At 66.9% G+C, this 26,307-nt stretch carries 24 protein-coding genes, 1 tRNA gene and 1 other RNA gene; 11 read left to right on the top strand and 15 right to left on the bottom strand.

Annotated elements, in window-relative coordinates:
* Nucleotides 1-22: 22 nt before the first annotated feature.
* Together DBO33_RS03180 and DBO33_RS03175 are read right to left on the bottom strand one after the other, a co-directional pair.
* The gene (locus DBO33_RS03180) at nucleotides 23-355 is read right to left on the bottom strand and encodes a hypothetical protein (RefSeq protein ID WP_107653694.1); all 333 of its coding nucleotides are present in this window, start codon (nucleotides 353-355) and stop codon (nucleotides 23-25) included.
* Nucleotides 356-449: 94 nt separating this feature from the next.
* On the bottom strand, nucleotides 450-1,025 hold the full coding sequence (locus DBO33_RS03175; protein ID WP_107659933.1) for an HhH-GPD-type base excision DNA repair protein: 576 nt from the start codon (nucleotides 1,023-1,025) through the stop codon (nucleotides 450-452).
* A gap of 115 nt (nucleotides 1,026-1,140) precedes the next feature.
* Here DBO33_RS03175 and DBO33_RS03170 point away from each other — a divergent pair, with 115 nt between their 5' ends.
* From DBO33_RS03170 to DBO33_RS03155, 4 genes are all read left to right on the top strand, one after another.
* On the top strand, nucleotides 1,141-1,692 hold the full coding sequence (locus DBO33_RS03170; protein ID WP_234390674.1) for an ImmA/IrrE family metallo-endopeptidase: 552 nt from the start codon (nucleotides 1,141-1,143) through the stop codon (nucleotides 1,690-1,692).
* Nucleotides 1,689-2,768 carry a hypothetical protein gene (locus DBO33_RS03165; RefSeq protein WP_107653693.1) on the top strand — a complete coding sequence of 360 codons (1,080 nt, stop codon included), beginning with the start codon at nucleotides 1,689-1,691 and terminating at the stop codon, nucleotides 2,766-2,768. The genes DBO33_RS03170 and DBO33_RS03165 overlap by 4 nt, the downstream gene beginning before the upstream one ends.
* On the top strand, nucleotides 2,765-3,352 hold the full coding sequence (locus DBO33_RS03160) for a phosphatase PAP2 family protein (protein WP_234390673.1): 588 nt from the start codon (nucleotides 2,765-2,767) through the stop codon (nucleotides 3,350-3,352). The genes DBO33_RS03165 and DBO33_RS03160 overlap by 4 nt, the downstream gene beginning before the upstream one ends.
* Before the next feature lie 144 nt (nucleotides 3,353-3,496).
* A complete protein-coding gene (locus DBO33_RS03155; RefSeq protein WP_107653692.1) occupies nucleotides 3,497-4,303 on the top strand; it encodes a methyltransferase domain-containing protein in 807 nt (268 codons plus the stop codon).
* A gap of 55 nt (nucleotides 4,304-4,358) precedes the next feature.
* On the opposite strand, the gene DBO33_RS03150 is transcribed toward DBO33_RS03155, so the two are convergent.
* On the bottom strand, nucleotides 4,359-5,648 hold the full coding sequence (locus DBO33_RS03150) for an aminotransferase class I/II-fold pyridoxal phosphate-dependent enzyme (protein ID WP_107653691.1): 1,290 nt from the start codon (nucleotides 5,646-5,648) through the stop codon (nucleotides 4,359-4,361).
* Nucleotides 5,649-5,831: 183 nt separating this feature from the next.
* Nucleotides 5,832-5,926: signal recognition particle sRNA small type (gene ffs, locus DBO33_RS03145), an RNA gene on the bottom strand.
* A gap of 139 nt (nucleotides 5,927-6,065) precedes the next feature.
* Here ffs and DBO33_RS03140 point away from each other — a divergent pair.
* Nucleotides 6,066-6,153 (top strand) — tRNA-Ser (locus tag DBO33_RS03140).
* Nucleotides 6,154-6,241: 88 nt separating this feature from the next.
* Here the strand turns inward: DBO33_RS03140 and DBO33_RS03135 are convergent.
* The 5 genes from DBO33_RS03135 to DBO33_RS44540 all read right to left on the bottom strand — a co-directional run bounded on the left by DBO33_RS03135 (nucleotide 6,242) and on the right by DBO33_RS44540 (nucleotide 12,045).
* On the bottom strand, nucleotides 6,242-6,988 hold the full coding sequence (locus DBO33_RS03135; protein ID WP_107653690.1) for a hypothetical protein: 747 nt from the start codon (nucleotides 6,986-6,988) through the stop codon (nucleotides 6,242-6,244).
* Nucleotides 6,989-7,289: 301 nt separating this feature from the next.
* Entirely contained in the window at nucleotides 7,290-7,802 is a 513-nt protein-coding gene (locus DBO33_RS03130) for a hypothetical protein (RefSeq protein WP_107653689.1), read from the bottom strand.
* Nucleotides 7,803-8,212: 410 nt separating this feature from the next.
* The gene (locus tag DBO33_RS03125) at nucleotides 8,213-9,196 is read right to left on the bottom strand and encodes an adenosine deaminase (RefSeq protein ID WP_107653688.1); all 984 of its coding nucleotides are present in this window, start codon (nucleotides 9,194-9,196) and stop codon (nucleotides 8,213-8,215) included.
* 37 nt (nucleotides 9,197-9,233) lie between these two features.
* Nucleotides 9,234-9,851: a hypothetical protein gene (locus DBO33_RS03120; protein ID WP_107653687.1), complete on the bottom strand. Its 618-nt coding sequence runs from the start codon at nucleotides 9,849-9,851 to the stop codon at nucleotides 9,234-9,236.
* A gap of 37 nt (nucleotides 9,852-9,888) precedes the next feature.
* A complete protein-coding gene (locus tag DBO33_RS44540; protein ID WP_325050689.1) occupies nucleotides 9,889-12,045 on the bottom strand; it encodes a bifunctional serine/threonine-protein kinase/ABC transporter substrate-binding protein in 2,157 nt (718 codons plus the stop codon).
* 363 nt (nucleotides 12,046-12,408) lie between these two features.
* On the opposite strand from DBO33_RS44540, the gene DBO33_RS03105 reads away from it, so the two are divergent.
* Nucleotides 12,409-13,251, top strand: coding sequence for an ADP-ribosylglycohydrolase family protein (locus DBO33_RS03105; RefSeq protein ID WP_107659929.1), 843 nt, complete (start codon nucleotides 12,409-12,411; stop codon nucleotides 13,249-13,251).
* Nucleotides 13,252-13,304: 53 nt separating this feature from the next.
* On the opposite strand, the gene DBO33_RS03100 is transcribed toward DBO33_RS03105, so the two are convergent.
* From DBO33_RS03100 to DBO33_RS03090, 3 genes are all read right to left on the bottom strand, one after another.
* On the bottom strand, nucleotides 13,305-14,525 hold the full coding sequence (locus tag DBO33_RS03100) for a cytochrome P450 family protein (RefSeq protein ID WP_107653686.1): 1,221 nt from the start codon (nucleotides 14,523-14,525) through the stop codon (nucleotides 13,305-13,307).
* A 13-nt stretch (nucleotides 14,526-14,538) separates the two neighbouring features.
* Nucleotides 14,539-15,807, bottom strand: a complete 1,269-nt coding sequence (locus tag DBO33_RS03095; RefSeq protein WP_234390672.1) for a cytochrome P450 — start codon at nucleotides 15,805-15,807, stop codon at nucleotides 14,539-14,541.
* Nucleotides 15,808-16,168: 361 nt separating this feature from the next.
* Nucleotides 16,169-16,738 carry a TIGR03086 family metal-binding protein gene (locus tag DBO33_RS03090; RefSeq protein ID WP_107653685.1) on the bottom strand — a complete coding sequence of 190 codons (570 nt, stop codon included), beginning with the start codon at nucleotides 16,736-16,738 and terminating at the stop codon, nucleotides 16,169-16,171.
* An 81-nt stretch (nucleotides 16,739-16,819) separates the two neighbouring features.
* On the opposite strand from DBO33_RS03090, the gene DBO33_RS03085 reads away from it, so the two are divergent.
* Nucleotides 16,820-17,614 carry an alpha/beta fold hydrolase gene (locus DBO33_RS03085; protein WP_234390671.1) on the top strand — a complete coding sequence of 265 codons (795 nt, stop codon included), beginning with the start codon at nucleotides 16,820-16,822 and terminating at the stop codon, nucleotides 17,612-17,614.
* Between the two features lie 14 nt (nucleotides 17,615-17,628).
* On the opposite strand, the gene DBO33_RS43810 is transcribed toward DBO33_RS03085, so the two are convergent.
* Entirely contained in the window at nucleotides 17,629-20,169 is a 2,541-nt protein-coding gene (locus tag DBO33_RS43810; protein WP_234390670.1) for a bifunctional serine/threonine-protein kinase/ABC transporter substrate-binding protein, read from the bottom strand.
* A 273-nt stretch (nucleotides 20,170-20,442) separates the two neighbouring features.
* Between DBO33_RS43810 and DBO33_RS03070 the strand changes: the two genes are divergently transcribed.
* Entirely contained in the window at nucleotides 20,443-20,928 is a 486-nt protein-coding gene (locus tag DBO33_RS03070) for a GNAT family N-acetyltransferase (protein ID WP_234390669.1), read from the top strand.
* A gap of 31 nt (nucleotides 20,929-20,959) precedes the next feature.
* Complete coding sequence (locus DBO33_RS03065; protein ID WP_107653684.1) at nucleotides 20,960-21,598, top strand: class I SAM-dependent methyltransferase; 639 nt, start codon at nucleotides 20,960-20,962, stop codon at nucleotides 21,596-21,598.
* 49 nt (nucleotides 21,599-21,647) lie between these two features.
* On the opposite strand, the gene DBO33_RS03060 is transcribed toward DBO33_RS03065, so the two are convergent.
* Entirely contained in the window at nucleotides 21,648-23,132 is a 1,485-nt protein-coding gene (locus DBO33_RS03060) for a wax ester/triacylglycerol synthase domain-containing protein (RefSeq protein ID WP_107653683.1), read from the bottom strand.
* A gap of 221 nt (nucleotides 23,133-23,353) precedes the next feature.
* On the opposite strand from DBO33_RS03060, the gene qcrB reads away from it, so the two are divergent.
* Entirely contained in the window at nucleotides 23,354-25,006 is a 1,653-nt protein-coding gene (qcrB, locus tag DBO33_RS03055) for a cytochrome bc1 complex cytochrome b subunit (RefSeq protein ID WP_107653682.1), read from the top strand.
* 142 nt (nucleotides 25,007-25,148) lie between these two features.
* On the opposite strand, the gene DBO33_RS03050 is transcribed toward qcrB, so the two are convergent.
* Nucleotides 25,149-25,358, bottom strand: coding sequence for a DUF397 domain-containing protein (locus DBO33_RS03050; RefSeq protein WP_107653681.1), 210 nt, complete (start codon nucleotides 25,356-25,358; stop codon nucleotides 25,149-25,151).
* 419 nt (nucleotides 25,359-25,777) lie between these two features.
* On the opposite strand from DBO33_RS03050, the gene DBO33_RS03045 reads away from it, so the two are divergent.
* Nucleotides 25,778-26,263, top strand: a complete 486-nt coding sequence (locus DBO33_RS03045; RefSeq protein ID WP_107659924.1) for a DUF309 domain-containing protein — start codon at nucleotides 25,778-25,780, stop codon at nucleotides 26,261-26,263.
* Nucleotides 26,264-26,307: the final 44 nt, after the last annotated feature.

The following is a 26,307-nucleotide window of genomic DNA, read 5'->3' as shown; positions in this document are numbered from 1 at the left end:
AGGTTCAACGGGGCGGGCGGCTTCACGCCCCGTCGGCAAAAGGGGAGCTCGCTCGGCGCGCGTAGGTGTTCTCCGGCGACACGGTGATCACATCGCACACCTGCACCAGCTCGTCCGGCACATCCCCGCCGAAATGCGCTGTGCTGGGCACGATCACGGCGTCCGTCTCCAGCCGCCGGGCCACCGTGGTCAGCCGGCCGATGACGTCCTCGGTCTCCGCCCCGAACACCACCGTCTTGGCTAGGTCGTACCCGAACCGCTGGGCCAAACTCCGGATCAGCACCTCATCCCACTGCTGCCGAGCCCCGGAAACATCTCGACGCAAATACCCGACCGCCGCTGGACGTCGCCTCATCAGACCACTCCCTTCCGAGACAACGATCCCGGTACCGAGCCGTCCGCAACAATGCCCACCCGCTGCCAGTCCCCCGCCACTTCGGCGGCGTCCGTCAGCTCTGTTTCGCCGCCGCCTTCGCCTGCTTCTTGAATTCCCGTACCTGCGCGAGCGATTCGGCGTCGGTCACGTCGGCGACCGAGCGGCGCGAGCCTTCGTCGCCGTAGGCGCCCGCGACCTCGCGCCAGCCCGCCGGCTGCACGCCGCGCTGCTTACCGAGCAGCGACAGGAAGATCTTGGCCTTCTGTTCGCCGAAACCGGGCAGGGCTTTCAATCGGCGCAGGACTTCTTTTCCATCGGGTTTGTCCCGCTTCCACAGGTTTTCGGTTTTCCCGTCGTAATTCTCGATGATGTAGCGGGCGAGTTCCTGCGCGCGCCGGGCCATCGAGCGGCCGTAACGGTGGATGGCCGGTGGGGTGGCGCAGAGGTCTTCGAATTCTTGCGGGTCCGCCTCGGCGATGCGGTGGATATCGAAGCCGCCCATGCGGTCGGCGATCTTTTTCGGGCCGCGAAAAGCGTGCTCCATCGGATACTGCTGGTCGAGCAGCATGCCGAGCAGGGTGGCGAAGTGGTCCTCGGTCAATAGCTCGTCCGCCTCGACGTCTTGCGCCAGGCAAAGCTTGCGACTCATCGCCATTCCTTCCCACCGTGACAAACATGCTTGGACGGATTCGATCATCTCACTTGTCAACACACCATGATGGCGTCCTGGTCATCGCATGTTCGCCCCGCATCGTGCCCGCGCTGTGAGCAGTCCCAGCAGGCGCTGCGGCGGCTGGGCGTGGCGCGACGCCGCGTGGTTGGATGACGGCATGCAAGGGGGGTATGCGGTCGGTCCCGCGGTCGATCGCGTCTTCGCCATGGCGACCGCCGAGGAGTCGCTGTCCCTCGACGGACTGCTGCAAGCGGTGGCACGAGATCGGGGCCGCCCGTTGACGGTGACCGAGGATCCGCACATGCCGGCCGGGGTGTTCGGGCATTGGATTCGCTTCGCCGACCGAGACGAGGTGTCCTACGCGTCCTGGACGCAGACCAGGGACCGGACCATCGCGCACGAGCTCGGCCATATCGTGCTCGGCCATCAGGGCCGACCCGTGCTGGAGGTGGCGCAGGCGGTACTGCCGACCGACATGCACGACTTGGCGGCGCTGATCCTGCGCCGGGACTGCGCGGACGCGGCCGCCGCCGCGGAGGAGCTGGCCGCGGAGCAATTCGCCAGCCTGCTGCTGAATCGGCTACGCAGCATCGGCGGCCGGGAGCCGCGACTGCGGTCGCGCTGGGGTGAGGCGCTCGGATGATCGCGATGGTGCTGGCGCCGCTGATGTGGGTAGCGGTGCTGACCCGGGCGTGGCGCTGGTGGTGGTCGCGCGGCTGGGTGCTGGGGTGTATCACCGTCGCGCTGGGTGTGGTCGCGGTGCATCTTAGTTTGAATATCCCTGCGGCAGAACGTCTTCTGCAGGCCGTCGCGCCGATGCCGAACTTCTCGACCGGGCTGCGCATGGTGCTGTTCAACCTGATCGCGGCCTCGACCGGCGCACTCACCCTGGCCGTGACGATCGCCCCGGCGCGACTGGCCCGCGGCGTGCGCATTCTCGCGGCGATCGCGGTGGCCGGGTCGGTGGTCGCGTTGGCGATCTTCGTCGGCACACCGCCGGTGCCGCAGGCGGTCGGTGGATTCGAGTTCGATCAGGCCTACAGTCACCTGCCCGGCTATGCCGAGGCGGGGATCGCGGGCGCGTTGTTCCCAGCCCTGCTGTGCCCGGCGTTGATGGTGATGGCCGCGCGCCCCGCGGATCTGCGGACGGTGACGGGCTGGAGTCTCGCGCTGCTGTCGGCGGGTCTGGCGGCGGCGACCGTCTGGGCGTGGATCCGGCTGGTGTACTTCGTGGCCGTTCGATACGGCGGGGCCGCGCCGATGCCCGCGGTGTTCGAGGTGACCCGTGCGGTCTCCGCAGCCGGGGTGCTGGTCATCTTCGTCGGAATGATGCTGTCGCCCATGGTGTCCTGGGTCCGGGCCCGGCGCGTCCTGCGCGCGATCGGGCCGATATACGACGAGTTGGTCGGCCGCTGGCCGGGTGTGCGGCGCCCGTCTCGCCGGGGCAGCAGCGCCGACGAGAAGGCCAGCGACCGGGTGACCGAGGTGCTCGACGCGCTGAGCCTGGAGATCGAGCAGGCCGTCGGATCGGACGACACGGTCACCGAACAGCGGGAAGTGGCTGCGGCGGTGGCGGATTGGTTGATCAGTGGCCAGCGCTCGGCGGCACTGAATGGGGAGAGCGTGCGATCGGCGGCGCTGGCGGCGGGCCTGGACCGTCGCTGGGCCGTCACGTTGGCGCAGGCATATCGGAGAAGGCAACGAGAGGTTGTGGCGTGACGGAGACAGCTGTGGTGCAGGCGCGGGCCGCGCGGGTGATCACCGAGCTCGGGGCACCGTGGATGATCAATATCGTCACGTCGGTGCTCGCCGGATTCCTGGTGGACGCGCCCGGGTGGGGACTGTTCGTCGCGACGATCTCCGGAGTGATTCCGATGATGGTCATCCTGCTGGGGGTGCGGCGCGGAATCGCCAGCGATCATCACGTGACCGAGATCGGTGACCGGCACTGGGTGATTCCGGCGATTCTGGCGATCGTGTGCGTCGGACTGATCGTCGAGATCGTGCAGGGCGCGCCGCGCGAGCTGATCGCCTGGACGGTCGCCGCGCTGGTCGTGCTGATCGGGATCGGCATCGTGACCATGCTCGGCGGATGGAAGGTCAGCGTGCACACGGCCGTCGGCGCGGGCACCACGGTGCTGCTCGCGATCATCGGTTCCCCGTGGTTTCTGCTCGCACTGCCGCTGACCGGGGTGATCGGCTGGTCGCGGGTTTGGCTCGGCGATCACACCCGCGGTCAGGTGGTCGTCGGCGCGCTGCTCGGCGCGGCACTGGCCGCCGCCGCTTACTCGCTCGCCTCCTGACCTGCCGCACCCGGTGACCCGCCTCACAGACCTGACGTGCGTGGCTATGACGCCGCGCGTAGGCTCCTGCGCATGCCTCAGCAGACGGCAGTACCTACATCGGCACCCCACGAGGTGGCCACGGCTAGGGATGGACACGGGCCCATGGACACCTACACTTTGCGCCCCGATCGGTTCGATCGAGCAGGTCAGGATCAACTCGTCGACGTGCGCGACTTACAGGCCGCGCTGCCCGGTATCCGCAGGTTGCGGGACTGGGCGCACGACGCGCTCGCGCTGCGCCCCGGCGAACGCGCGGTCGACATCGGCTCCGGCACCGGCACGGAGGTCATGGCCTTCGCCGACGTGGTCGGACCCGACGGAGTGGCGGTCGGGGTCGAACCCGACCCGAACCTGCTCGCCTCCGCGGAACGCCGGGCCGCACAGTCCGGTTCGACGGCCAAGTTCCACTCCGGCGACGCCTACGGCCTGCCGTTCGGTGCGGGCAGTTTCGATGCCGCGCTGTGCGAGCGGGTCTTTCAGCATCTGACCGCGCCCGCCCGCGCCGCCAACGAGATCGCGCGCGTGCTGCGACCCGGCGGCCGGGTCGTGGTGGTGGACAGCGACTGGGGCACCGCGATCGTGCATCCTGGCGAGCGGCGGGTGGTCCGCGAGGTCGTCGACACGTTGATCTCCGCGACCACCAACCCGTTCTCCGGCCGCAAGCTGCCCGGCCAACTGACCAAGGCGGGCTTGGTGATCGACGACATCGGCTCGCACGCGCTGGTGCAGGACCGCACCGTCGGCGTCGGCTCGCTGGTCACCCGCATCTCCGCGATGGCGGTGGCGCGCGGGGTGATCACCGAGCAGGAGAGCGCGCAGCTGGTCGACGACCTCGAGGCGGGCGCGGCCAGCGGCGACATTCACCTCTCGGTGACGATGTTCGCCGTGCTGGCGCACAAGCCGGACTGATCCTTGCGCGGCACAGCGGGCGCGTACCTTCGGGTACGCGCCCGCTGTCGCGTTATCAGGAGCCGAGCAGCTTCTCGGTGGCCGCCAGCAGCACGCAAGTGGCCAGGCCGTCCATCGCCTTCTCCAGCTCGGGCAGCTTCGGGAAGCTCGGCGCGATCCGAATGTTCTTGTCCTCCGGATCATTCCGGTACGGGAAGGCCGAGCCGGCCGCGGTGAGCGCGATGCCCGCGTCCTTGGCCAGGGCGATCACCCGGCCTGCGGTGCCCTCCAGGACGTCCAGGCTGATGAAGTAGCCGCCCTTCGGCTCCGTCCAGGACGCGACCTTGGACGCACCCAGCCGGTCCTCCAGGATCCGCAGCACCAGCGCGAATTTCGGCTCCAGGATGGCGCGGTGCTTCTGCATGTGTGCGCGCACCCCGTCGGCGTCCTTGAAGAAGCGCAGATGGCGCAACTGGTTGATCTTGTCCGGGCCGATGCTCTTCTTGCCCGCGTGGCCCAGGTACCAGTTCAGGTTTTCGGTGGAACCGCCGAGGAAGCTGACACCCGAACCGGCGAAGGTGATCTTCGAGGTGGAGGCGAACACCAAGGGGCGGTTCGGGTTTCCGGCCGCGGCCGCCATGCCCAGCACGTCGTACACCGGAGCGGCGGTGTCGGTCAGCGGGTGCACGGCGTAGGCGTTGTCCCAGATGAGGCGGAAGTCCGGTGCGGCCGCCGGCATCGAAACCAGTTCGCGCACAACCTCTTCGGAGAAGGTGACACCGGACGGGTTGGAGTAGTTCGGCACCACCCACATGCCCTTGATCTGCGGGTCGTTCGCGACCAGCTCGGCGATCGCGTGGGTGTCCGGACCGTCGTGGTGCATCGGCACCGGGATCATCTCGAAGCCGAGCACCTCGGTGATCGAGAAGTGCCGGTCGTAGCCGGGGCTCGGACACAGGAACTTCAACTTCTCCTCGGCGGCCCATCGGCGCGGAGAGTCGTTGGTGCCGTACAGCATCGCGAATGCGAGCACGTCGTGCATCAGCTCGAGGCTGGCGTTGTTACCCGCGATCAGGTTGTCCACCGGGATGCCGAGCAGCTCGCCGAAGATCGCGCGCAGCTCCGGAAGTCCGTGCTGGCCACCGTAATTGCGGCAGTCGGTGCCGGTGCCGTCGCGGTAGTCGCCGTCACCGGGCAGCGACAGCAGGCCCAGGGACAGGTCGAGTTGTTCCGGCGAGGGTTTCCCCCGCGTCAGGTCCAGCGTGAGCTTCTCGGTCTTGAGCGTCGCATAGTTCGCGTGCTGAGTCTCGTGTTCGGACACGAGTTCCTCGTGGCTCATCAAACCGATCTGCGTTTGCCGGGGCATCCTGGGCAGCCTTTCGAAGCAGCGGGGACGTGGGTTGTGGCCAGACCGATGTGCGGCGGCCGGACGTTCAGCCCACCGAGCGCATCGGGCGTCGACGGACCATAGTTCACGTTACCCGTGTGTTGCTCGGATTTGGAGGCGTTATTCGACAGCCGGACTGCGGTCCGTGCGGGCCCCTCGAAATTAAGGGGACCCCGCGCACCCGGCAGAGCCCATTGACCCTTGCTGCCTTCCGGCCCTGGGGGAGTTCACAGGATGCGCGCCGCGCGGGATCCGTCGGCCAGTGTAGCCGCTCCCCCGCCGATCCCCCTCCTCCGGGTACCCCAACCCGGCCCAAAACTGGGCCCAACAGGGACTTTCCTGCCCCGAACGGACCCGTTTGGCGTCCACCCTCCCCCACCCGGTATGCTGCTCCACGGAGGATTCGCCTAGTGGCCTATGGCGCTCGCCTGGAACGCGGGTTGGGTTAACGCCCTCAGGGGTTCAAATCCCCTATCCTCCGCCACGAAAAGGCCCTGATCTCTTGATCAGGGCCTTTTCTGTGTCATGCGTTCGATGCCGGCAGCGGTGCGCCTCGGCATCGAGTCTGCCAACTAGTTCAGCAATTCCCGGACGCTGAGTCGTTCGCCGGGGGTCAATGAACGAAGCCCCGGTGCTAGTGCGAGGTTGTGGGCGCGCAGGAATTGGCGGAGGCTGCGGCCTGCGGCGCGATGCCGGGTGACCGACCAGGTCACGGTGTAGTCGGAGTTGCTGCCGCATCCTGCGGGTGAGTCGGAGCCCGGGTAGCGGATCGTCTGGCGATAGGTGGTTCCGCCTGCCGTATCGATGGCCTTGTCCCAGCCGGCCTTCGTCTTACCGATGCTGCCGATCGCGACGAACCCGTCGCAGTCGGGGAACAGGAACGACCCGAGGATGACCAGCGGGATGTACTGCAACCACGATCCGTCTTTCCATTCGATGCCTGCACCGTTCAGGGCAACGCCGCCGGAATCGGGGTAGCTGACTTCGCTGCTCGGCCGTCCGGCCTGCTGGACGAAGTCCAGCGCCTTCTCGCCGAGGATCTCGTTGGCTCTGGCCAGCCCGCCCGCCAGCTTTCCGGTGTTCCCGTTGTAGATCGTGTAGTTGAACACGAGCGGTGTCGCGCCGTCGGCGACGACCACGGAGGGGAAGGTCAGGTTGACTCCGTGGTCGCCGTCGTCGACGTCGCCCGCGTAGTGCGACTGCGTAGGGAAGGACCGTTTTCCAGCCCTGAGTCCGAAGGCCACCGTGTTGGTGTCGTCGTTGCGGGAGCGGGTGGTGTCGATATGGAATTGCTCCAAGGTGACGCTGTAAACGGCCACGATTACCTCACTCCAAGTCGCACAACGGAGCCGATCTGTTGTCCGGCCGCACCGCAGGGGCAGCGAATTACCCTTGCCGCCTGCATTTCCGATGCGAACCGCGATCTCATCCCCTGTTGCCGATCAGCGTGGCAGATCGACGCCAGGCCTGGCACCTGCTCGTTCCGCTGAACGAACCGCAGTTGCCGGTGAGACGACTCGGCGGTTCTGCTCGCAATGACGCTCCACCGTGTGGAGGTCTGCGCAAACTCGGATCAGGACTCGACGTCGCGACCCCCGCCTGGGCAGCGGGGGTTCGGTATCACCGCGGCAGAATGGGGATCGGGCTCGGCTCGGCCACAGTGACCAGAACAACGACATCGGCGTAGGGTGCGTCGCCGTGGCCCAGGCGATGAGCGAACCGCGCCACCGGGATTCGCCACCTGTACTTGGCGGCGATCTCCGACTCCACATAAGGCAGCAGCGTGCCCGCAGTCACCAGCTGGGCTTGGCCTTGCCGCTGGTGAGAGCCGAGCGCGGGGGTGCCCCGCCGGTCGCCCGGCTGAACGAGCACCCGCCCGTCGCGCGCGAGCTGCTCGGCCTCCTCCGACTGGGACGACACGCGGAAGGCGAGCTGAGTCTCGCCGATCGGGATCACCAGTCGCGGCACCGTCATCAACTGGCGCGGACCGGTAACCCTGGTCACCAGCACCGTTTTGGCGTCCCGCCAGACCTTCGCGTTGTCCGAGCGTCCACCACTCCACCTCTGCGGGCGGACATCTGGGCGCGCAACCTGCCTGCTGTCGACCGTTAGGTCGACGAGGGTATCTGTCATCGCGTTCGATCCTTTCCCCTGAGGAATCCACTGCTCGATCGGGTTCGGGCGCCGGCGAATCGGACGGCCCGCATTCAACGGCCGTACCCCGGCAGCCGTTGCCCAACCTTCTTCGATCACTTCCGATTGTCCGGGTGGTGGCTCGGCGCGCAACAATGGACAGGAGCAGCCGACGATGCCCGATACGACGAGATACACTGCGGCGCAACGTATCCGCTTGCATCGATCATCTAATCAGCAGTGTGAACGTGATCTACGGAACTCGGCGATTGTTGGTCGCCGGGCAGCGACGGGTGGGTCACTTCCACGGGACGCGGACGAGGATGTCCCGCAGGATCGTCTGGTTGTCCAACCCGGAACGCAGAGCACGCGTGACTCGACTTCCGAAGATCTGAGTCGCAGAACCGGGTTCAGAAGGTGTAAGCGTCGACCTCACTCAGGTAGCGAGTACGGGTGTGCTCGTCGATGAATGAGGCTTCGAAGGAGTTGCGGGCCAGGGTGCGGAGGTGGTCGGGGGTGAGGTTGAGGGCTTCTCGGATGCCGTCGAAGTTCTCTTGGACGTAGCCACCGAAATAGGCTGGGTCGTCGGAGTTCACGGTGGCGACCAGGCCGAGTTCGAGCATTTGGCGCAGGGGGTGGTCGGTCAGTTTGTCGATTACGCGCAGGCGCACGTTGGAGAACGGGCAGACGGTCAGGGGGATTCGCTCTCGTACGAGGCGTTGCACCAGCGCTGGATCGTCGAGCACGCGGATGCCGTGGTCGATGCGTTCGACGTGCAGCACGTCGAGGGCCTCGGCCACATACGCGGCGGGTCCTTCTTCACCGGCGTGCGCCACGGCGCGCAGCCCGAGCTCGCGAGCGCGCTGGTAGACGGCGGCGAACTTGGCGGGCGGATGACCGACCTCTGCCGAATCGAGGCCGACCGCGACGATCCGGTCCAGGTACGGCTCGGCGGCGGTGAGGGTTTCGAGGGCGGATTCGACCGAGAGGTCGCGCAGGAAGCACAGGATGAGCTTGGTGGTGATGCCGTAGCGCCGCTCGCTGTCGTGCAGCGCCTTCCACAGGCCGTCGATGACGGTGGCGAAGGGCACGCCGCGGGCGGTGTGGGCTTGGGGGTCGAAGAAGATCTCCGCGTGCCGGACGCCGGCCGCGGCGGCGCGGGCCAGGTAGGCCTCGGCCAGGTCGGTGAAGTCCTGCTCGACCCGCAGCACGTCCGTCAGCCGGTAGTACAGGTCGAGGAACGACTGCAGGTCCTCGAATCGGTAGGCGTGGTGCAGCTCGTCCACCGAGGCGAACGGCAGTTGGGCGCCGTTGCGTTCGGCCAGCGCGAACGCGAGCTCGGGTTCCAGCGTGCCTTCGATATGCAGATGCAGTTCGGCTTTCGGTACGGGCATTCCGCGGATCCTAGCCGCGGGGCGCTCGAGGCCTGCGTCACTGCCAGAGGGTGCGGGCGAAGATGTCCCGCAGCGTGGTCTGGTTGCGGGTGCAGAGGTTGTCGGTGTCGGTGGGGGCAGGGGTGGCCGCGGTGGCGCGCAGCCGCAGCAGCACGGTGACGGCCCGGTTGCCGCTGTAGCCGACGAAGGCGGCGCAGTCTTCCACGCCCGCTTCGGCGGGATTCTTGCCGAAGCTCAGGTGGGCTGGGTGACCGAGTTGTTCGGACATCCACTTCGAGGTGGCGTCCTGCCCCTGCTCGACGCCGCCCAGTTGGTCCCGGAGCTGGAACGACACGGCCAGCGGATCGAAGCCGTCGACCAGCCAGCTGCAGGTGTCGATGGTCGCGGCGGCCGACATGTCCGGGTGCATTCCTCCGTTGCGGGTGGGGCGCGGGTCGGGTTTGCCGGACAGGGCGGCGGCTTCGGCGGGGGTAGTGATCGAACAGGGGTCGAGACCTTCGAAGGCGGCGGGCGGCTGGTATCCGCCTGCGGCGTCGTGGTGATGATCATGATGGTCGCCGGTATGGGCCGCCGAGCCGTCGTCGCCCGCGCATCCGGTGGCAGCCAGCGCGGCGACGGTGATCAGCATGCACCCGGTGGTGATAACTCGGTTCATGGCTAAATCCGATCCAGGAGTTGATATTTCGGTGAGGTCAGCTGATGGTGTAGATCCAGATTCCGGGAGTCGTCAGTTGGCCGTTGTCCGACCAGTCGTAGGTGCGGGCCAAGCCGGTGCCCTGGTAGCCGCGCAAGTAGGTCAGCAGGTCGGCCCGGGTGCGGTGACCTGCGGCGATGCCGTTCAACGCGATGGTGGTCAGATCGTAGGCTTCGACCGCGTTCCAGCCCGCCCCTTGGCCGTTCAAGGCGCGGAAGTCGAAGTAGAACTTTCCGGCGACCGGGCCGCACGAGCAGGTCAGCATCGCGCCTTGTGCCGAATCTCGCGCCTGGGCAACGAAATCCACGCTGAGCGCGCCTTCGGTAGCGACGAAAGCTGCGGTGACGCCGCCTTGTTTCAATTGTTGAGCGAAGGCGGCCGCTTCGGCGCTGTACCCGGAGTAGAGCACCGCGTCCGGTGCGGCGGCGGCGACTTTGCCCACCACCGCGGCGAAGTCCCGCTCACCCTGCTTGACCTCGACCCGGCAACCGGGGTCGGCCGCGGCACCGAGGATGGCGATGACGTCGTGCGCCATGCCCTTGCCGAACCCGCTGTCATCGCGGACAACGCAGATCTTGCGGAAGCGGGCGGTGTCGAGCAGGTACTTCGCCACGGCACGGCGATAGACGTCGTCGGTGGCAACGCCGCGGAAGAAGCTGCGCCAGGCGGTGCTGGTCGGATCAACGGGCGTGGTTCCCGGAAAGAGGAACGGCAATCCAGCATCGCTGAAAAAGCCTCCGGTGGCACGGATTTCGGACGACAGCGGACCGACCAAGGCGACGATCGACGGATCGCCCACGATCTGCCGCGCGACATCGGCCGCGGTCTGCGGGAACCCTCCGGTGTCGAACTCACGCACGCTGACCCGGCAGTCGGGGTTCGCCCTGGTGAACTGGTCGACAGCCAGCTTCACCCCACCGATCAGACCGCGTGCGGTTCCGGCGTTGTTACCGGTGAGCGGCGCGGTGGACGCGATGGTCACCGGTTCGCAAGTGGCCTTGCCGTCGCCGGCCGGGCTGGCCGCGGTACTCGCCCGAACCACCTCCTTGCCTTCGGCATCGATCTGCGTCAGCGCCCGGAAAGGTGCGGGTCCGGTGGTCGTCCCTGGCGCGACGGCACCGGACCAGTCGATCGGCTGCTGCGCAATAGGTCCGGTGCGGACGGCGGTCTTCGTCGTGGCACGATCGGCCTTCACCCACAGGAACCCGGCCACCAGCGCGATCACCACCCCGAGCACCAACCCACCGATACGAAGTGACCGCTTCGTGGCAGCCCGCGCGTCCTGCTCCTGCGAAACCACCTGTGGCAGAGCCGATATCTGCGACGCCGTCAAAGCTTGCTGCGCCGCGACCGCGAATTCCGTACAGGACGCGAATCTTTCGTCGGGCTGCTTCGCGAGCGCCTTCGCCAGCACGGCGTCCACCTCGGACGGCAACGTCTCCCGCAGGCTGCGCACCGACGGCGGCGCGTGCTGCAGATGACCGGCGATGATCGCGGCGGGGCTGCCCGCCGCGAACGGCGACGAGCCCGTCAACAGCCAGAACAGGCTGCACGCCAACGAATATTGATCGGAGCGGTGATCGACCGGGGTGAACGACAGTTGCTCCGGCGACGCGTACGCCAGCGTCGCGGCGAGCGCTCCGGATTCGGTCAGCTGCCGGGACTCGTCACGCAGCCGGGCAATACCGAAGTCGGTCAGCAGTACCCGCGCACCCTGTCCGGCGGTGGTACGTGCCAGCAGGATGTTGGCAGGTTTCACGTCGCGGTGCAGCACTCCGATGGCGTGGGCGTAGTCGAGCGCCTTCGCCGTCTCGACGATGATCTCCGCCGCTCGCTCCGGCGGCACCGTGCGCGGGTCGATGCCTGCGGCGTCGACGCCGTCGACGTATTGCATGGAGATCCACAGCAGGCCCTCGTCGAAGCCGCGGTCGTAGACCTGCACGATGTTCGGGTGGTCCAACCGCGCCACCAGCGCAGCCTCGCGCTCGAATCGGGCCCGAATCTCGTTGTCGGCATACAACTCCGGGTCGAGCAGTTTCAACGCGGTCAGTCGCGGCAATCGCGGGTGCTGCGCCAGGTATACCGCGCCCATACCGCCGCGACCCAGCCGACGCTTGATCACATACCCGGCGAAGACCTCACCAGCGCGCAGCATCCAGCCCCCTCAGGCCTCGAGTCCGCCGTACCGCCCGACCGAGTTCGATGCCGACCGCGGGTCGCACCGACGGGCGGGCAGCCGACCGCCGTATCGGTACGAATGCGTCGTCGCCCGTCGCACCAATACTAGCTGCGAGATCATCTGCCGGACTGGGGAATCGACTGTGGCTCTGGTGTAAGGTATGCACCCGACAAAGTTCCGAAACAGCCTGAAGTGCAAGCGAACTCGCCGACAGCGGCGTTCGGCCACATGTTCGGGTCGGGGTCTTCCACCATCGACAAGGCCTCGATCATCGCAGGTGATCCGGGACTTCCGGGCAGCCCTGACCGCAGGGCTGGCGGATCCACGGGAGGGGATCGCATGCTGGTCGAGTTGGCCGTGGGGGACGCGTACGGCGCCGGGTTCGAGTACGCGGATCCGGGGCTCGTCACCGAATACAACCCGTTGGCCGGGTACATCCAGCATCCGACGCATCTCGGCGTCCGCCCCGGCGCTTACACCGATGACCCCCAAAAGACCTTGGCGGTAGCGGAACTGCTGGTGTCGGACGAGCCGTGGGAACCGGCCCGGCTGGCCGAACATTTCGTGCAGGCGTATCACCGCGATCCGCGCGACGGGTACGCCACCCGGTTCCAGCAGTTCCTCGACACCGTGCACACCGGCGCCGACCTGCTGCGCCGCATCGACCCGGCCAGCGACAAGAACGGTTCCGCGATGCGGGCCGGGCCGATCGGACTGCTGCCGACCGTGCGCGAGGTGATGCAGTACGCGGACGTGCAGGCGCGCGTCACCCACGACACTCCCGCCGGAATAGCGGCGGCCCAGGCGGCCGCGCTCGCCGTGCACTACTGCCACCGGCAACTCGGGCCGGTGGCCGATCTCCCCCGCTGGATCGGCGAACGGCTCGATCCGAGCTGGACGCAACCGTGGCACGGCAAAGTCGGATCCAAGGGCTGGATGAGTGTGCGCGCCGCGCTCACCGCACTCACCTCGAGTCGCAGCCTCAGCCAAATCCTGCGCACCGCAGTGGCTTTCACCGGCGACGTGGACACCGTCGCGACCATCGCCCTGGCCGCCGGATCCCGTTCGCCGCAGATCGAGCAGGATCTACCGGACGAACTGGTGATCGGCCTGGAGAACGGCCCCTTCGGCCGCGACTATCTGCGCACGCTGGACGCGCAGTTGCTCGCTACCTTCTCCTGAACCAACCTGCGCGAACGTGGGGTGCCGGCGGACGACACCCCACCCACAGCGACCTACTTCGTCAAATACACCGGCAGCCTGCGGTGCCCGTTGGAGACGAAGCTGCCGACCGGCTGCAACTCTGCCGGATCCACTGCCAACCTGAGGTCCGGGAAACGCTCGAACAAGGCGGGCAGCGCGATCGCCGCTTCGAGGCGGGCCAGCGGGGCGCCGATGCAGTGGTGCGCGCCGTGGCCGAAGGAGAGATGGTCCTTGTTGGTGCGGTGCACGTCGAACTGGTCGGCGGTCGGACCGTGCAGGTTCGGATCCCGCCCGGCACCGGCATAGGAGGCAAGAATGGCCTCCCCCTTGGGAATTCGAATATCGCCGATCTCGATGTCGTCGACGGCGTAGCGCAACGGCAGGTGCGCGACCGGCGCCTCGTAGCGCAGCGTCTCCTCCACCACGTCCGACCAGGGCACCCGGCCCTCGACCACATCGGCGCGCTGCTCCGGGTGGGTCAACAGCGCGAAGATCGCCTGGTCGAGCAGGTTGACGGTGGTCTCGTGGCCCGCGTTGATGACCAGCATCAAGGTGTCGACGAGTTCCTTCTCGGCCAGCTGTGCGCCGTCCTCGTCCCGGGTCGCGATCAGCACGCTCGCGACGTCGTCACCGGGCGTTGCGGTGCGGAAGGCGACGAGTTCGCTGATCAGCCGGTACATCTCGAGATAGTTGGCTTGCGCCTGCTCGGGCGTGAACGAGGTGTCGAAGAATCCGTCGACACATTTGTGGATGGCGGCGCCCAGATGTTCCGGCACACCCATCATCTCGGTGATCACCTGGATCGGTACCGGGTACGCGAAACCCGCACGCAGGTCCACGGTTTCGCCGGGCAGGGTAGCCGCCAGCGCGTTCAGCAGATTCTCGGTGATCGCCTCGATCCGCGGCCGCAGCGCCGTGGTGCGGCGGTGCGTGAACGCGGGCGAGACCAGCTTGCGGAGGCGTCGATGGTCGGCACCGTAGGCGGTGAACATGTTGTCCACCGCGACCCAGGGCAGCAACGGCCAGGCTTCGGTGATCTCACCGTTGATGAACGCAGACCAGTGCTGGCGTGGGTCTTTGGACACGCGCGGGTCGGCAAGGAGGCTCTTGAGCACGGTGGCATCGGTGGCCGACCATGCCGGCACGCCGCCCGGTAACTCCACCAAGGCGACGGGCCCGCGCGCCCGGATGCGCGCGGACTCACCTTGGATGTCGGCACCGGTCGTGTCCAGCACTATCGGTTCATGCTCCATCGGACGCTCCTTCTTACACCATGTTCAACGGAGGGGACTTGGGGAAGACAACCGGCAATGCCGCGACCGCGCGGTGGAACGGCCCTGGCCGCCAGACCAATTCGTCCACCTCGACGGCCAGCTCCATTTCGGGGAGTGCGTCGAGCAGCTGATCGATCGCGTCCTGCACGACCATGTAGGCGACGGACTTGGCCGGGCAGGCATGCGGCCCGGCGGCCCACGCCAGGTGCGATCGGTTTCCGGTGCGATCCCCGCCGCGGATCTCGGGATCGTTGTTGCAGCCCGCGAGGCTGATGAGCACCGGCTGGTGCGCGGGCAGCCAGTTGTTGTCGATCAGGATCGGCTGGCGCGGGTAAGACGTGCAGAAGTTCGCCATCGGCGGGTCGTTGAACAGGACCTCGTCGAGCGCGTCGCGGGTGGACATGCTGCCGCCGAGCACGTCGCCGCCGAAGCGGTCGTCGGTGACCATCAGCAGCAGGGTGTTGATGATCAGGTTCTGCTGCGGTTCGATGCCCGCGCCGTAGAAGCTGATCAGCTGGCACAGCATCTCGGTGTCGTCCAGGCCGGCCGGGTGGTGCGCTAGTCGGGAGGTGACGTCGTCGCCGGGGTCCGCGCGCCGCAGGCCGATCAGCTCCAGCAGGGCCTCGCTGAGCATCTGCATGCCCTGGGCGGCGTTGACCGTGTCGAACAGCGCGGCCATGCCGGTGGCGACCCGCTGACCCAGTTCGGCCGAGCAGCCGACCATTTGGTTCAGCACCTCGAACACCAGCGGGAACGCGTACTGGGTCACCAGGTCGGCGGAGCCTTCTTCGCAGAAACTGTTGATCAGCGGGACGGCGATCTTCTCGACGGTGGAATGCAGGGCGTGCAGGTCGATTCCGTCGATGGCGGCGGTGTAGGCCTGTCGATAACGCGCGTGTGCGGAACCGCTGTTGCGCAACGCGTTCGGGTACCACTCCATCATCGGCTTGACGGGTGAGTCGTCGGGGATGTGCTGCTGCCAGGTCCGCGGATCGGCCGGAAAGTGCTCGGGATCGTTGAGGATTCGCAGTGCCGTCTGGTAGCCGACCACCAGGGTGGCGGGCACGCCGGGGGCCAACTCGATCGGCACCAGCGAGCCGTACTTTCTGCGCATGTCGGCGTAGGCGCGGTGCGGGTCGGCGGCGAACTCCGCGGTGTGCAGCCGTACGCGCGGGCCATCGGTATCAATCGGCGCGCCGTGCTGGACCGGGCAGACCCCCGGTGTGGCGGTATCGGACACGGTGAAGGGTGGCGTGGTCAAAGACGGGACTCCAGACGGTGTGAGCGCGGGCACGTGCCTCGGTCACGTGCATCAGGAATGGTCGGAGGTGTATCGGGTGCCAACCGACCATAGGTGACCACGGTGACGGGATGCACGTCGAGGATCGGAACGCTGTGCGGCAACCGTGGATTCACCGTGCCCCCTCACAGTCCCTGCAGGACGCGGGATTTCGGCGAGCTGATCCGGGCTGTCCTGGCAGCCGTCCGGAAAATGACGGCGCACTCACGGTAGCAGCATTGCGACAAAGTCTCTCTCGATGTGGCAAGGCGCTACGGCGCGCAAATATGCTGGGCTATCAGGGAATAGACCGATGCTGTCCGGTGTTTGCGCGGGACTGCGGTTACCCGCGCAGGGCTGTCTCCGCCCACCGGGGGTTGCGGCCGGTGATGGCGACTGTGCGATCGATCAGCGGGGCATTGTCGGATGTCTCGACGGCGGGACCCCACAGTTCGGGCAGGGGAGCGTTCGGGACGAAGTCGGCGACGTGGTCGAAACAAGCCTGCAGTGTCGCTGTGGGCAGGGCGAAGGGGCGGCCGGTGGCCACCGCAAGATCCCAGCCGTGCACCACCATCTCGGTCAGCGCGATCTTGCCCCACAGCTCGTTCGGCAGCTCCAGTCCCGCCCTGAGTTCGGTGGCGCCCTGCCAGGCTGCGGGGTCGCCCCACGCCTGGCCGAGGAGGCGGACCGAGGCGGCACCGGTGCGGCGGTGGTCGGCACCGCGATCCGGTGCGGCAGCTCCGCCGGTGTCCTTCCGTGCGATGGCGGCGAACGCCTGCGCTACCTCATCGATGTGTCCGATGAGTTGGGCGACGTTGTACTCGCTGCACGGGGTGGGGCGGGCGAGCTGATCATCGGAGGTGCCGAGCAGCAGCTCGATCATGGCGTGGCAGGCCGGCTTCAGGTCGATCATGACGGTCTCCTCTGGTCGCGCACGCGTCGTGCGCCTCTCTTATCGAGACGGGGAAGCGGAGCCGGATTCATCGGCGACGATGTGCAGCTGTTCTACAAGGATTGGGGTTCGGGGGCGCCGGTGGTGTTCACGCACAGCTGGTCGTTGAGTTCCGCGATGTGGCAGTACCAGATGATCCCGCTCGCCGAGCAGGGATTGCGATGCGTGGCATACGACCGGCGAGGGCACGGGCGGTCCGATCAGCCGTGGGATGGATACGATTTCGACACCCTGGCCGACGACCTCGCGGCCGTGCTGGAACGGCTCGACCTGCGCGGTGTCACCCTGGTCGGGCATTCCACCGGGACGCCGGAGATCGTGCGCTACCTGGCGCGGCACGGTTCCGAGCGGATCGCCAAGATCGTGCTCGTATCGTCGGCGCTCCCATTGATGCTGAAGACGCCGGACAACCCGGACGGTTTCGAGGCCGCCGAGCTCGAGCAGATGCACGCGTTGTGGCCCATCGACTTTCCGCGGTGGGTGCGGGAGGTGTCCGAGCCGTTCTTCGGAGTGGGGCTGCCGGGCAACGAGATATCGCGTGACCTGCTCGAATGGAGTGTGGCAGACACTCATTCGGTGTCGGTGCGGGCCATGATGAGCCTGGCGCACCCGGTGACCGAGACCGATCATCGCGACGATCTGCGGCGAATCGATCTACCGGCGTTGGTAATCCATGGCGAAGCTGATGCGTTCAATCCGGTGGGGTTGTGTGGACGGCAGACGGCGGCCCTCATCCCGGACAGTCGTTTGAAGGTGTACGACAACGGCCCGCACGGGCTGCACCTGACGCACCGCGAGCAGCTCACCGGCGATCTGCTCGAGTTCATCAAGCAGTAAGTCACCCAGCTGGGTCAATTGACCTTGTAGAGCCAGGTTTGGGGAGCGGCGAGTTCGCCGGTGGTGGACCAGCGGTAGGTACGGGCGAGGCCGGGGCCGTCGTAACTGCGCAGGTAGTCGACCAGGTCGGCGCGGTTGGTGCGGCCGGCGGCGATGCCCTTCAGGACAATCGTCGTGAGGTCGTAGGCCTCGGCTGAGCTCGGGCCCGGGGCGTGGCCGTTGAGAGTCTCGTAGTCACTGGCGAACTGGGCGACGACAGGGCCGCACGAGCAGGACAGGATCGCGCCCGCGGCCGAATCACCTGCCTGGGCGACGAAATCCGGGGTGACCGTGCTCTCCGCGGAGACGAAGGGGGCGGTCACACCTGCTCGTCTCAGCTGCTGGAGGAGCGCGGCCGCCGCTTCGGGGAAGCCGGAATAGAAGATCGCGTCCGGCTCAGCGGCGACGATATCGGCTGTCAGCGTGGCGAAGTCGCGGTCGCCCTGCGCGATGTGCGCGGCGCAGTTCGGCGAGGCCGCGGAACCGAGGCTGGAGACGGCGCTGCCCGCCAGGCTGCTGCCGTAACCGGTCTTGTCCTGGATGACGCAGATCTTGCGGAAGCGAGCCGTGTTGACCAGGTATTTCGCCAGAGCGGTACCTTGGGCATCGTCGGCGGCCAAACCACGGAAGAATGTGCGCCACCCATTGGTGGATAGCGCGGGATCGGTGGCCGACGGGGTCAGGAACGGCAGGCCCGCTTTATCGAAAATCTGCCCGGCGGCTTGGGTTTCGGTGGAGAACACCGGACCGATCAACGCGACGATCGACGGGTCGTTCACGATTTGCGCGGCCACCCCAGCAGCCGCCTGCGCGCCGCCCGCGATATCGAATTCGCGCAGTGCGACAGGGCATCCCGGGTTCGCCTTCGTGAACTGATCGATGGCCAGCTTCACCCCACCGTCAGCACTGCGACCCGCGCCCGCGTTCGGGCCCGTGAAAACGGCTGTCGTGGCGATGGTTACGGGCGCGCACCTGGCCTTCCCGTCGCCGGCCGGAGTACTGGCGGCACCAGGTTTACCGACCTCTTTGCCCAGCGCATCGATCTGCGTCAGCGGCTCGACGCCTCGTGGCGCATCCGCGGTCCCCGGACCAACGGCTCCCGCCCAATCGATCGTCCGCGACGCGCCAGGCCCTGACGCCGCCGGAGTATTAGAAGATCCCGCATTCGCCCAAAGGATCCCCGCCGCAACCGCTGCCACGACAACCACCGCCGCCCCCGCGAACCCGGCATTGCGCGCGGTCCGACCAGGACGCCGTTCGACCTCAGTGCCCGACGCTCCCTCGCTCGCTCCTGCGGGCAGCTCATGCCGGTCCGCCGCCGGTGAGATGCGCTCGCTGAACGCCGATCTCCGGCCGGACTCGGTTCGCTCCTCCTGCCTCGTGCGCTCGCCTGCCGCGAGACCACTCGACTGTTCTCGCCGGGTGGGCTCGCCTGTGCCGAAGTCGCTCGGCTCGACTCGACGCGTCTGTTCGCCAGGTGCCGCACCTGGGCCGAAGTCGCTCGGCTCGACCTGCCGCGCATGCTCGCTCGACGCCAGTTCATGCGGGTCGTCGCTTGACTTCGTTTGCCCGCCCGGCGGAATCCACGGCCGCGGCACGGTAGGTGGTGCGTGACCAGTCGATGGGTGATCGCTCGGCGCTCTGCGCTCCTGATCGAATTTCGCGCCGGTTGCTCCCCCGATTGCGCCGGTCAACGCTCGGCGCGCTGCGGTGGCCAGTTCCGAACAGGAGTCGAATCGGTCCGCAGGATGCTTGGCCAGGGCCTTTGTCAGTACCGCATCCATGGCGGGCGGCAAGTTGGGGTTGCGGGTGTGTATCGGGGGCGGGGGTTGGTGGAGGTGGCCGGCGATTATTGCGGCCGGGTTGTCGGCGGTGAAGGGTGCGGTGCCGGACAGCAGCCAGAAGAGGGTGCAGGCCAGGGCGTACTGGTCGGAGCGGTGGTCTACCGGCGTTGCGGACAGCTGTTCCGGCGAGGCGTAGGCCAGGGTGGCGGCGAACATTCCGGTTCGGGTGAGCTGGTGTGCGTCGTCGCGCAGGCGGGCGATGCCGAAGTCGGTCAACAGGACTCGCTCGTCCTGGCCTGCGGTCGGGTGGGCCAGCAGGATGTTGGCCGGTTTCACGTCGCGATGCAGCACGCCGACGGCGTGCGCGTAGTCGAGAGCTTTGGCCGTCTCGGCGATGATGTCCACTGCGCGTTGCGGATCCACCGAGCGCGGGTCGAGGGCTCCGGCGTCGATGCCGTCGACGTACTGCATCGAGATCCACCGGATACCGTCGTCGACCCCGCGGTCGTACACCGCGACGATGTTCGGGTGGTCCAATCGCGCGACCAGTTCTGCCTCCCGCTCGAACCGGGCTCGCATCTCGTCGTTGGTATGCAGCTCCGTGCTGAGCAGCTTCAACGCGATCCGCCGAGGCAAGCGCGGGTGTCGCGCCAAATACACCGACCCCATCCCGCCGCGACCCAGCTGGCGCTCGATCACATATCCGGCGAAAACCTCACCAGCGCGCAGCATCCCGTCCTCTCAGACGTCGAGTCACCGACCACATTCCGCTCGATCGATGCGCTGCCGATCCCGAGGCACCTACGCGGACATGGTGACCACCCCGGTTCGACCGTGCCGGTCGTTCGGCCATCGTAACCTGCGCGTTTGCCATGGAGGGTGGCCAGAATGCGCTGACTCGGACGCACTGGAAGCGGGCAGTCATGCCGTCCGGCACGGTGACTTCCTGCTACGACAGCGGAACTCCGTTGACCAGCGCCTGGCCGGTCGACCAGGCTCGATGCTGTGCACAGGAATACGGAACCGGTCCGGCTCGACCCGCTGACGGAAGCCAACCTCATGTTGCTGCTGGACGCAGCGGTGGCCGATGCGGATCCGCTGGAAGTGATGCCGCCGGTGGCCGGCAAGCCGGGCTGGAATGCGACCCGCCGGCAGGCATTTCTCGACTTTCATCGCGGGCGGGCGCTACGGCCGGAAAACCCCGTGGAGTACACGTACTTGATCGCGGTGGGTGACCGGATTGTGGGCGCCGCCCGGTTGCAGCCCGGCGAGGACGGACTAGAAGCGGGCGTGTGGATCGGCCGCTCGGATCGCGGGCACGGTGTGGGCCGTGCCGTTGCCGACCAGCTACGGGCGGTCGCCGCGGCGATCGGCGCACACCAAGTCGTGGCCACCACCACCGTCGGCAATTCGGCGGCGCGCAAGCTGCTCGGGTCGGCGACTTCGACTGTCGACGGCGACAGTGTCACGGCGAAGCTGGCGCTCGACTGATGCTCGGAAATCCTGTGGCAGAGTGGCATTGATGGCCGGACTCGATTGGGATCACAACAGCTTCTACCACCGGTTTCTCGTGCGGCAGCTGCCGAAGCCGTGCGCGCGGGTACTGGATGTCGGCTGTGGGGCCGGCGCGTTCGCGGTCGAACTGGCGCGGCATGCCGACCAGGTCGATGCGCTCGATCGGTCGCCGGTGATGATCGACGCCGCGAAGCAGGCGACGCCCGACAACGTGACCTGCCTCTTGGGTGACGTCCTCGAGCACCCGCTGCCCGCGAACGCCTACGACGCGATCGTATCGATCAGCACCCTGCACCATATGCCGCTCGACGAGGCGTTGCCGGTGTTGGCCGCGGCGCTGCGCCCCGGCGGGGTACTCGCGGTCATCGCGCTGCCACGCGCCGATCTCGCTCGGGAACTCCCCGTCGAACTCTTGGCGGCGGTCGGTCAGCGGGTGTTCGCACTCGGCTTCGCTGTGCTCCGCACACTAGGTAGCGGCAACTGGTATGCGAAAGGAACGAACCACGGCGACATGCCAGTGGTGCTGGATCCACCGCTGACCACTCGTCAGGTGCGACAGCAGGCGGCCGCGCTGCTGCCCGGCGCACGAGTTCGGCGGCTCGTTTACTGGCGGTACGCACTGGTGTGGCACAAGCCGGACAACTAGAACTGCTGGCCGCTCGAGTTATCCACAGGCCGATTGTGCTGTAGTGCAATCACTTCAAGCTGTGCACTGTTTCGGCCAACGCGGCGCGCAACAGCTCGGCGTAAGCGTCGATATCCGGCAGAATCTCGGCATCGGCATGCAGCGAGATCGTGACGGTCTCGCCGAGTCCGTGCACGCCGTGGGTCAGCCGCATGACCGCACCGACGGCCGGAAACCCACCGGTGAAACGGACCGGACCGCCGCCGAAGGTGAGGTCCGCCGGACCACGGTGGACGCTGGAGACCACGGTGTGACCGGCGATCGAGTCGGGCACCGTATCCAGCGGATAGCGGGCGATGTCGCGACGGAGCAGCGGCGCGGGAACGACAGCGGTGACCCGGTCCTGAGCTGTCAGCAGCGGGTGCTGTGCTCGTCGGCGACGGTCGGCCAGCGTGGCAGCGATCTTGTCGGCGCGGCGATGGAGCTCGGGTTCATCGATGAACAGGTCGACGCTGAGGCTGCGATAGTTGTTGCGCGCGTGCGATTCATCGGCATCCAGCGCCATCGGCACCTGCGCACCGAGCCGCTCGACCGGCGCGCCCCGCCCTTCCAGGTAGCGGGCCAGCGCGAGCGACACTGCGGTCAGCACGACAACCGTCACGGTCCGTCCCGGAACGCGCAATTCTGTTGCCGCACACACGATCATGCGCACCTGGTGGTCCGAGTCCGTGGTTGGTCCGGGCCGGTTGATCAGGCTGGATGGGAAGTCGGGTCCAGGGGGTGGCAGCTCCCCCGCCGTGGTGAGCTCGGCGAGTTCCCGCTGCGCCCGAAACGCCCGGTAGCCGCGAATCACCGTACTGGCCAGGCGAATCGGCAGCTGTGACAAGGCGAGCGTCACGGCCATCGGGGGTTGCTCGGCAATCCGTTTCTCGACCGACCGTGCCCACACCACCGCTGCGGTAACAGGGGCGGAGCGCGCCGCCCCATCCCACGGCTCGGACCCCGACTTCACGTCGACCGCCGCTGCCACGTCGGCGCCGGACAGCCGACTCGCTGGAGTGGCTCCCCCAGCAGTTTTCGAAGCGGCGTCGTCTTCCTCCGTAAACAACGCCCGCGCAATCCGAGCAGCACGCCGACCATCGGCAAGCGCGTGCGACATCTGCAACACCACTACGAGCGCCGGCCCCGACCGACTCCCAGGCGCATCGGCGATGCCGCGAAACACATGCAACCGCCACGGCCGCACCGCCGCGTCCACACCGGTCCCGACCACCGCACCGACCGCCACCTGCAGGTGCGCCCAATCCGGTTCCGCCAGCGCATGTTCGACGAACTGATCGTCGGCGAACGCACACGGCACCCACGACGGATAGTCGAGATCCCCCGGCACGGCACGCGCCCGGACCCGCAGATCGGGGATGCGCGCGCTGCGCTCGGCAACGGCGGCGCGCAGTTCAGCGGACGGCCGCCCCCTGTCCGCGAAGCAGTACAGCAGGAACAAATCGTTGCGGGTGCGGCTCGACAGCCAATACATCGTCGCGTCCTGCGCCGCCATCGAGCTCACCCTCCGACAGTATCGAACCTGGCAGCAGCCCCCGCGCCCGGCGCTGAACGGCACGTAGCGGCGGCCGATCACGACCCATCTCCCGCCCACCGACAACCGCGAATGATCTTGATCTGCAAGTAGATCAGCGAAAATCTATCGATTACGGCCGGACTACCTGCTACCGTCTGTAGTAGAACGCATACCACTCTCCCAGGGGCGGGGTGTCGACCATGGCAACTCAACTCGGTCGCAAGGTCAGCGCGCAGGCGAACTCCGCCGACGAGCGATATCAGGCCGCCAATTTCCTCAAACGCTCGATCAACAAGGTCTTCCCGACGCACTGGTCGTTTCTGCTCGGCGAGATCGCGCTGTACAGCTTCATCATTCTGCTGCTCTCCGGTGTGTATCTGACCTTGTACTTCGACCCGTCGATGGCCGAGGTCGTCTACAACGGCTCCTACCAGCCATTGCGCGGCGTCACCATGTCACGGGCCTACGAGACGTCGCTGAACATCTCGTTCGAGGTGCGTGGCGGACTCTTCGTGCGGCAGGTACACCACTGGGCCGCACTGCTTTTCGCGGCGTCGATCATCGTGCACCTGTTCCGGGTGTTCTTCACCGGCGCGTTCCGAAAGCCGCGCGAGGCGAACTGGGTGATCGGCTCGCTGCTGCTGATCCTGGCCATGTTCGAGGGCTACTTCGGCTACTCGCTGCCCGACGATCTGCTCTCGGGCACCGGCCTGCGGGCGGCTTTCTCCTCCATCACCCTCGGCATGCCGATCATCGGCACCTGGCTGCACTGGCTGATGTTCGGTGGCGACTATCCGGGCACCATCATCATTCCGCGCCTGTTCATCGCGCACGTGCTGCTGTTCCCCGGCATCATGCTCGCGCTGATCGCGGCGCACATCGCGCTGGTCTGGTATCAGAAGCACACCCAGTTCCCCGGCCCGGGCCGGACCGAGAAGAACGTGGTCGGCGCGCGCATCGTGCCGGTGTTCTCGCTGGACCAGGGCGCGTTCTTCGCGTTCACCCTCGGCATCGTCGCGCTCATGGGCGGCTTGTTGCAGATCAACCCGATCTGGAACATGGGCCCGTACAACCCCTCACAGATCTCCGCGGGTTCGCAGCCGGACTTCTACATGATGTGGACCGACGGCATGATGCGCCTCATCCCGCCATGGGAGCTGTATCTGGGTCGCTACACGGTGCCCGCCCCGGTGTGGGGCGCGCTCATCATGGGCTTGGTGTTCATGGTGCTGATCGCCTATCCGTGGATCGAGAAACGGCTCACCGGCGACACCGTCAACCACAACTTGCTGCAACGACCGCGAGATGTCCCGGTGCGCACCGCGATCGGCGCGATGTCGATCGCGTTCTATGTGGTGCTCACGCTGTCCTGCGTGAACGACATCGTGGCCTACAAGTTCGACATCTCGCTGAACGCGACGACCTGGATCGGCCGGATCGGCATCCTGCTCGTGCCGCCGCTGGCCTACTTCGCGGCCTACCGGATCTGCCTAGGCCTGCAGCGCTCCGATCGGGAGGTGCTGGAACACGGCGTGGAGACCGGGGTGGTCCGGCGGCTACCACACGGCGAGTACATCGAGATCCACCAGCCGCTCGGCCCCGTGGACGAGCACGGCCACCCCATCCCGCTGCCGTACCAGGGCGCGCCGGTGCCGAAGAAGATGAGCAAGCTCGGTGCGGCGGGCAAGCCGGGCACCGGCAGCTTCTTCCGGCCCGATCCGTGGCAGGAGTCCGAGCGCAATCACGAGGCCGACCACGAAGAGGAGCGGCGGCAGCTCGCGGTGCTACGGAAATATCAGGAACGCGGTAGCCGAAACGGGAACGGTTCGGACGGCGACGGCGCGACCGGATAGCCGAACACCGATAACTGAACGGCGCGCATTATCCCTACACGCAAGTATTCGGACACCCGTGAATCGGTGCCCGAATATTGCGAAGACCCCGAGTCCGTGCCGACCCGGGGCCCATAGTGCCTGTTCAGACGACCTGCTGTTATCAGGCGCGACCGAACTCCCCCTGCGCCACTCCAGTTAGGAATGCATCCCACTGACCCGGGCCGAACGCAAGCACCGGGCCGAATCCGTTGTCCTTGGTGTCACGGACCGCGATTTTTCCGTCGACCAGAAAGGCGACTTCTACGCAGTTCCCATCAGGGCCGCTGTATGTGCTCTTGCGCCACACAGCATCCGTCAAATCAACCTCCACGGCACTAGCTCCTTTGCTGCGTCGAGAACGAGATTTCTTCTGACATCGTCCTAACTAGCACCGGCACCCGGCCAGGAACGCCGAATCCCCTGTGCGCCTGAGTGAAAGCGCGCAACTACACGGTGCGTCGTTATCGCACGGTACGTCGGGGTGAATACACCCAACGAGGTTGCCCCCGCGCGATAAACACTAGCAGGTCGATCGAAAGTTTGCCCGCCTCTTGCTTATTAGGATATCGAAACTGCCAACCTTGCGAAGATGAAATGTTGCGGGAACATTGCCAGCGTCAACTTACCATTCCCCTGATCGAGCATCGGCAAACTATAGGGGCTATTCAATTACTCCGTGATCCGTCATTGTTTCTTTCTTCGGACACTGGCACATCGACGCCATCGCCTGGGCAGTGCATGATGGAAGTCATGGTTGACCGCGATCGCGACGACGCAGGTCGCGCCCTCAACTCACGTCCGCGTGATCGATTGGGCCGTCCGCTTCCACCCGGCAGTGTCGGAGTTGCCCGAATTCCCGACGATCTGGACCTGCCGCCGCAGCAAACCCTGACCTTCGCTCAGCAACTGCTGGACGATGGTTTGGCATTCAACGCGCACGAGGTATTAGAGGCGGCGTGGAAGAACGGCCCGTTCGCCGAACGGATGCTGTGGCAGGCGCTGGCCCAGCTCGCTGTCGGTGTCACACACATCCAGCGTGGTAATGCGAAGGGCGCGCGCACGCTGCTCACCCGCGCGATCACCCGGCTCACCGAGTTTCACCCGGCGGGCGACGCGGACGTGCCCTACGGCATCGATCGCACGGGTCTGATCGCGCACGCGCAAGCACTGCTCGACGCCCTGGACGCGGGCACACCGATCTCGCCGACGGAGCTGACGCCGCGCCTGCGCGGCTGATATCTACGATGGGCATCGTGTCCACGTCATCCCGTACCAGCCGG

Source organism: Nocardia suismassiliense (assembly GCF_900269665.1).
GTDB classification, from domain to species: domain Bacteria; phylum Actinomycetota; class Actinomycetes; order Mycobacteriales; family Mycobacteriaceae; genus Nocardia; species Nocardia suismassiliense.
This window is presented reverse-complemented; position numbering and strand designations above follow the sequence as displayed.

Coding starts and splice junctions, on each gene's coding strand:
- DBO33_RS03180 (WP_107653694.1), bottom strand. CDS start 355: ATGAGGCGACGTCCAGCGGCGGTCGGGTATTTGCGTCGAGATGTTTCC.
- DBO33_RS03175 (WP_107659933.1), bottom strand. CDS start 1,025: ATGAGTCGCAAGCTTTGCCTGGCGCAAGACGTCGAGGCGGACGAGCTA.
- DBO33_RS03165 (WP_107653693.1), top strand. CDS start 1,689: ATGATCGCGATGGTGCTGGCGCCGCTGATGTGGGTAGCGGTGCTGACC.
- DBO33_RS03155 (WP_107653692.1), top strand. CDS start 3,497: ATGGACACCTACACTTTGCGCCCCGATCGGTTCGATCGAGCAGGTCAG.
- DBO33_RS03150 (WP_107653691.1), bottom strand. CDS start 5,648: ATGCCCCGGCAAACGCAGATCGGTTTGATGAGCCACGAGGAACTCGTG.
- DBO33_RS03130 (WP_107653689.1), bottom strand. CDS start 7,802: ATGACAGATACCCTCGTCGACCTAACGGTCGACAGCAGGCAGGTTGCG.
- DBO33_RS03125 (WP_107653688.1), bottom strand. CDS start 9,196: ATGCCCGTACCGAAAGCCGAACTGCATCTGCATATCGAAGGCACGCTG.
- DBO33_RS03120 (WP_107653687.1), bottom strand. CDS start 9,851: ATGAACCGAGTTATCACCACCGGGTGCATGCTGATCACCGTCGCCGCG.
- DBO33_RS44540 (WP_325050689.1), bottom strand. CDS start 12,045: ATGCTGCGCGCTGGTGAGGTCTTCGCCGGGTATGTGATCAAGCGTCGG.
- DBO33_RS03105 (WP_107659929.1), top strand. CDS start 12,409: ATGCTGGTCGAGTTGGCCGTGGGGGACGCGTACGGCGCCGGGTTCGAG.
- DBO33_RS03100 (WP_107653686.1), bottom strand. CDS start 14,525: ATGGAGCATGAACCGATAGTGCTGGACACGACCGGTGCCGACATCCAA.
- DBO33_RS03090 (WP_107653685.1), bottom strand. CDS start 16,738: ATGATCGACCTGAAGCCGGCCTGCCACGCCATGATCGAGCTGCTGCTC.
- DBO33_RS43810 (WP_234390670.1), bottom strand. CDS start 20,169: ATGCTGCGCGCTGGTGAGGTTTTCGCCGGATATGTGATCGAGCGCCAG.
- DBO33_RS03065 (WP_107653684.1), top strand. CDS start 20,960: ATGGCCGGACTCGATTGGGATCACAACAGCTTCTACCACCGGTTTCTC.
- DBO33_RS03060 (WP_107653683.1), bottom strand. CDS start 23,132: ATGGCGGCGCAGGACGCGACGATGTATTGGCTGTCGAGCCGCACCCGC.
- qcrB (WP_107653682.1), top strand. CDS start 23,354: ATGGCAACTCAACTCGGTCGCAAGGTCAGCGCGCAGGCGAACTCCGCC.
- DBO33_RS03045 (WP_107659924.1), top strand. CDS start 25,778: ATGGTTGACCGCGATCGCGACGACGCAGGTCGCGCCCTCAACTCACGT.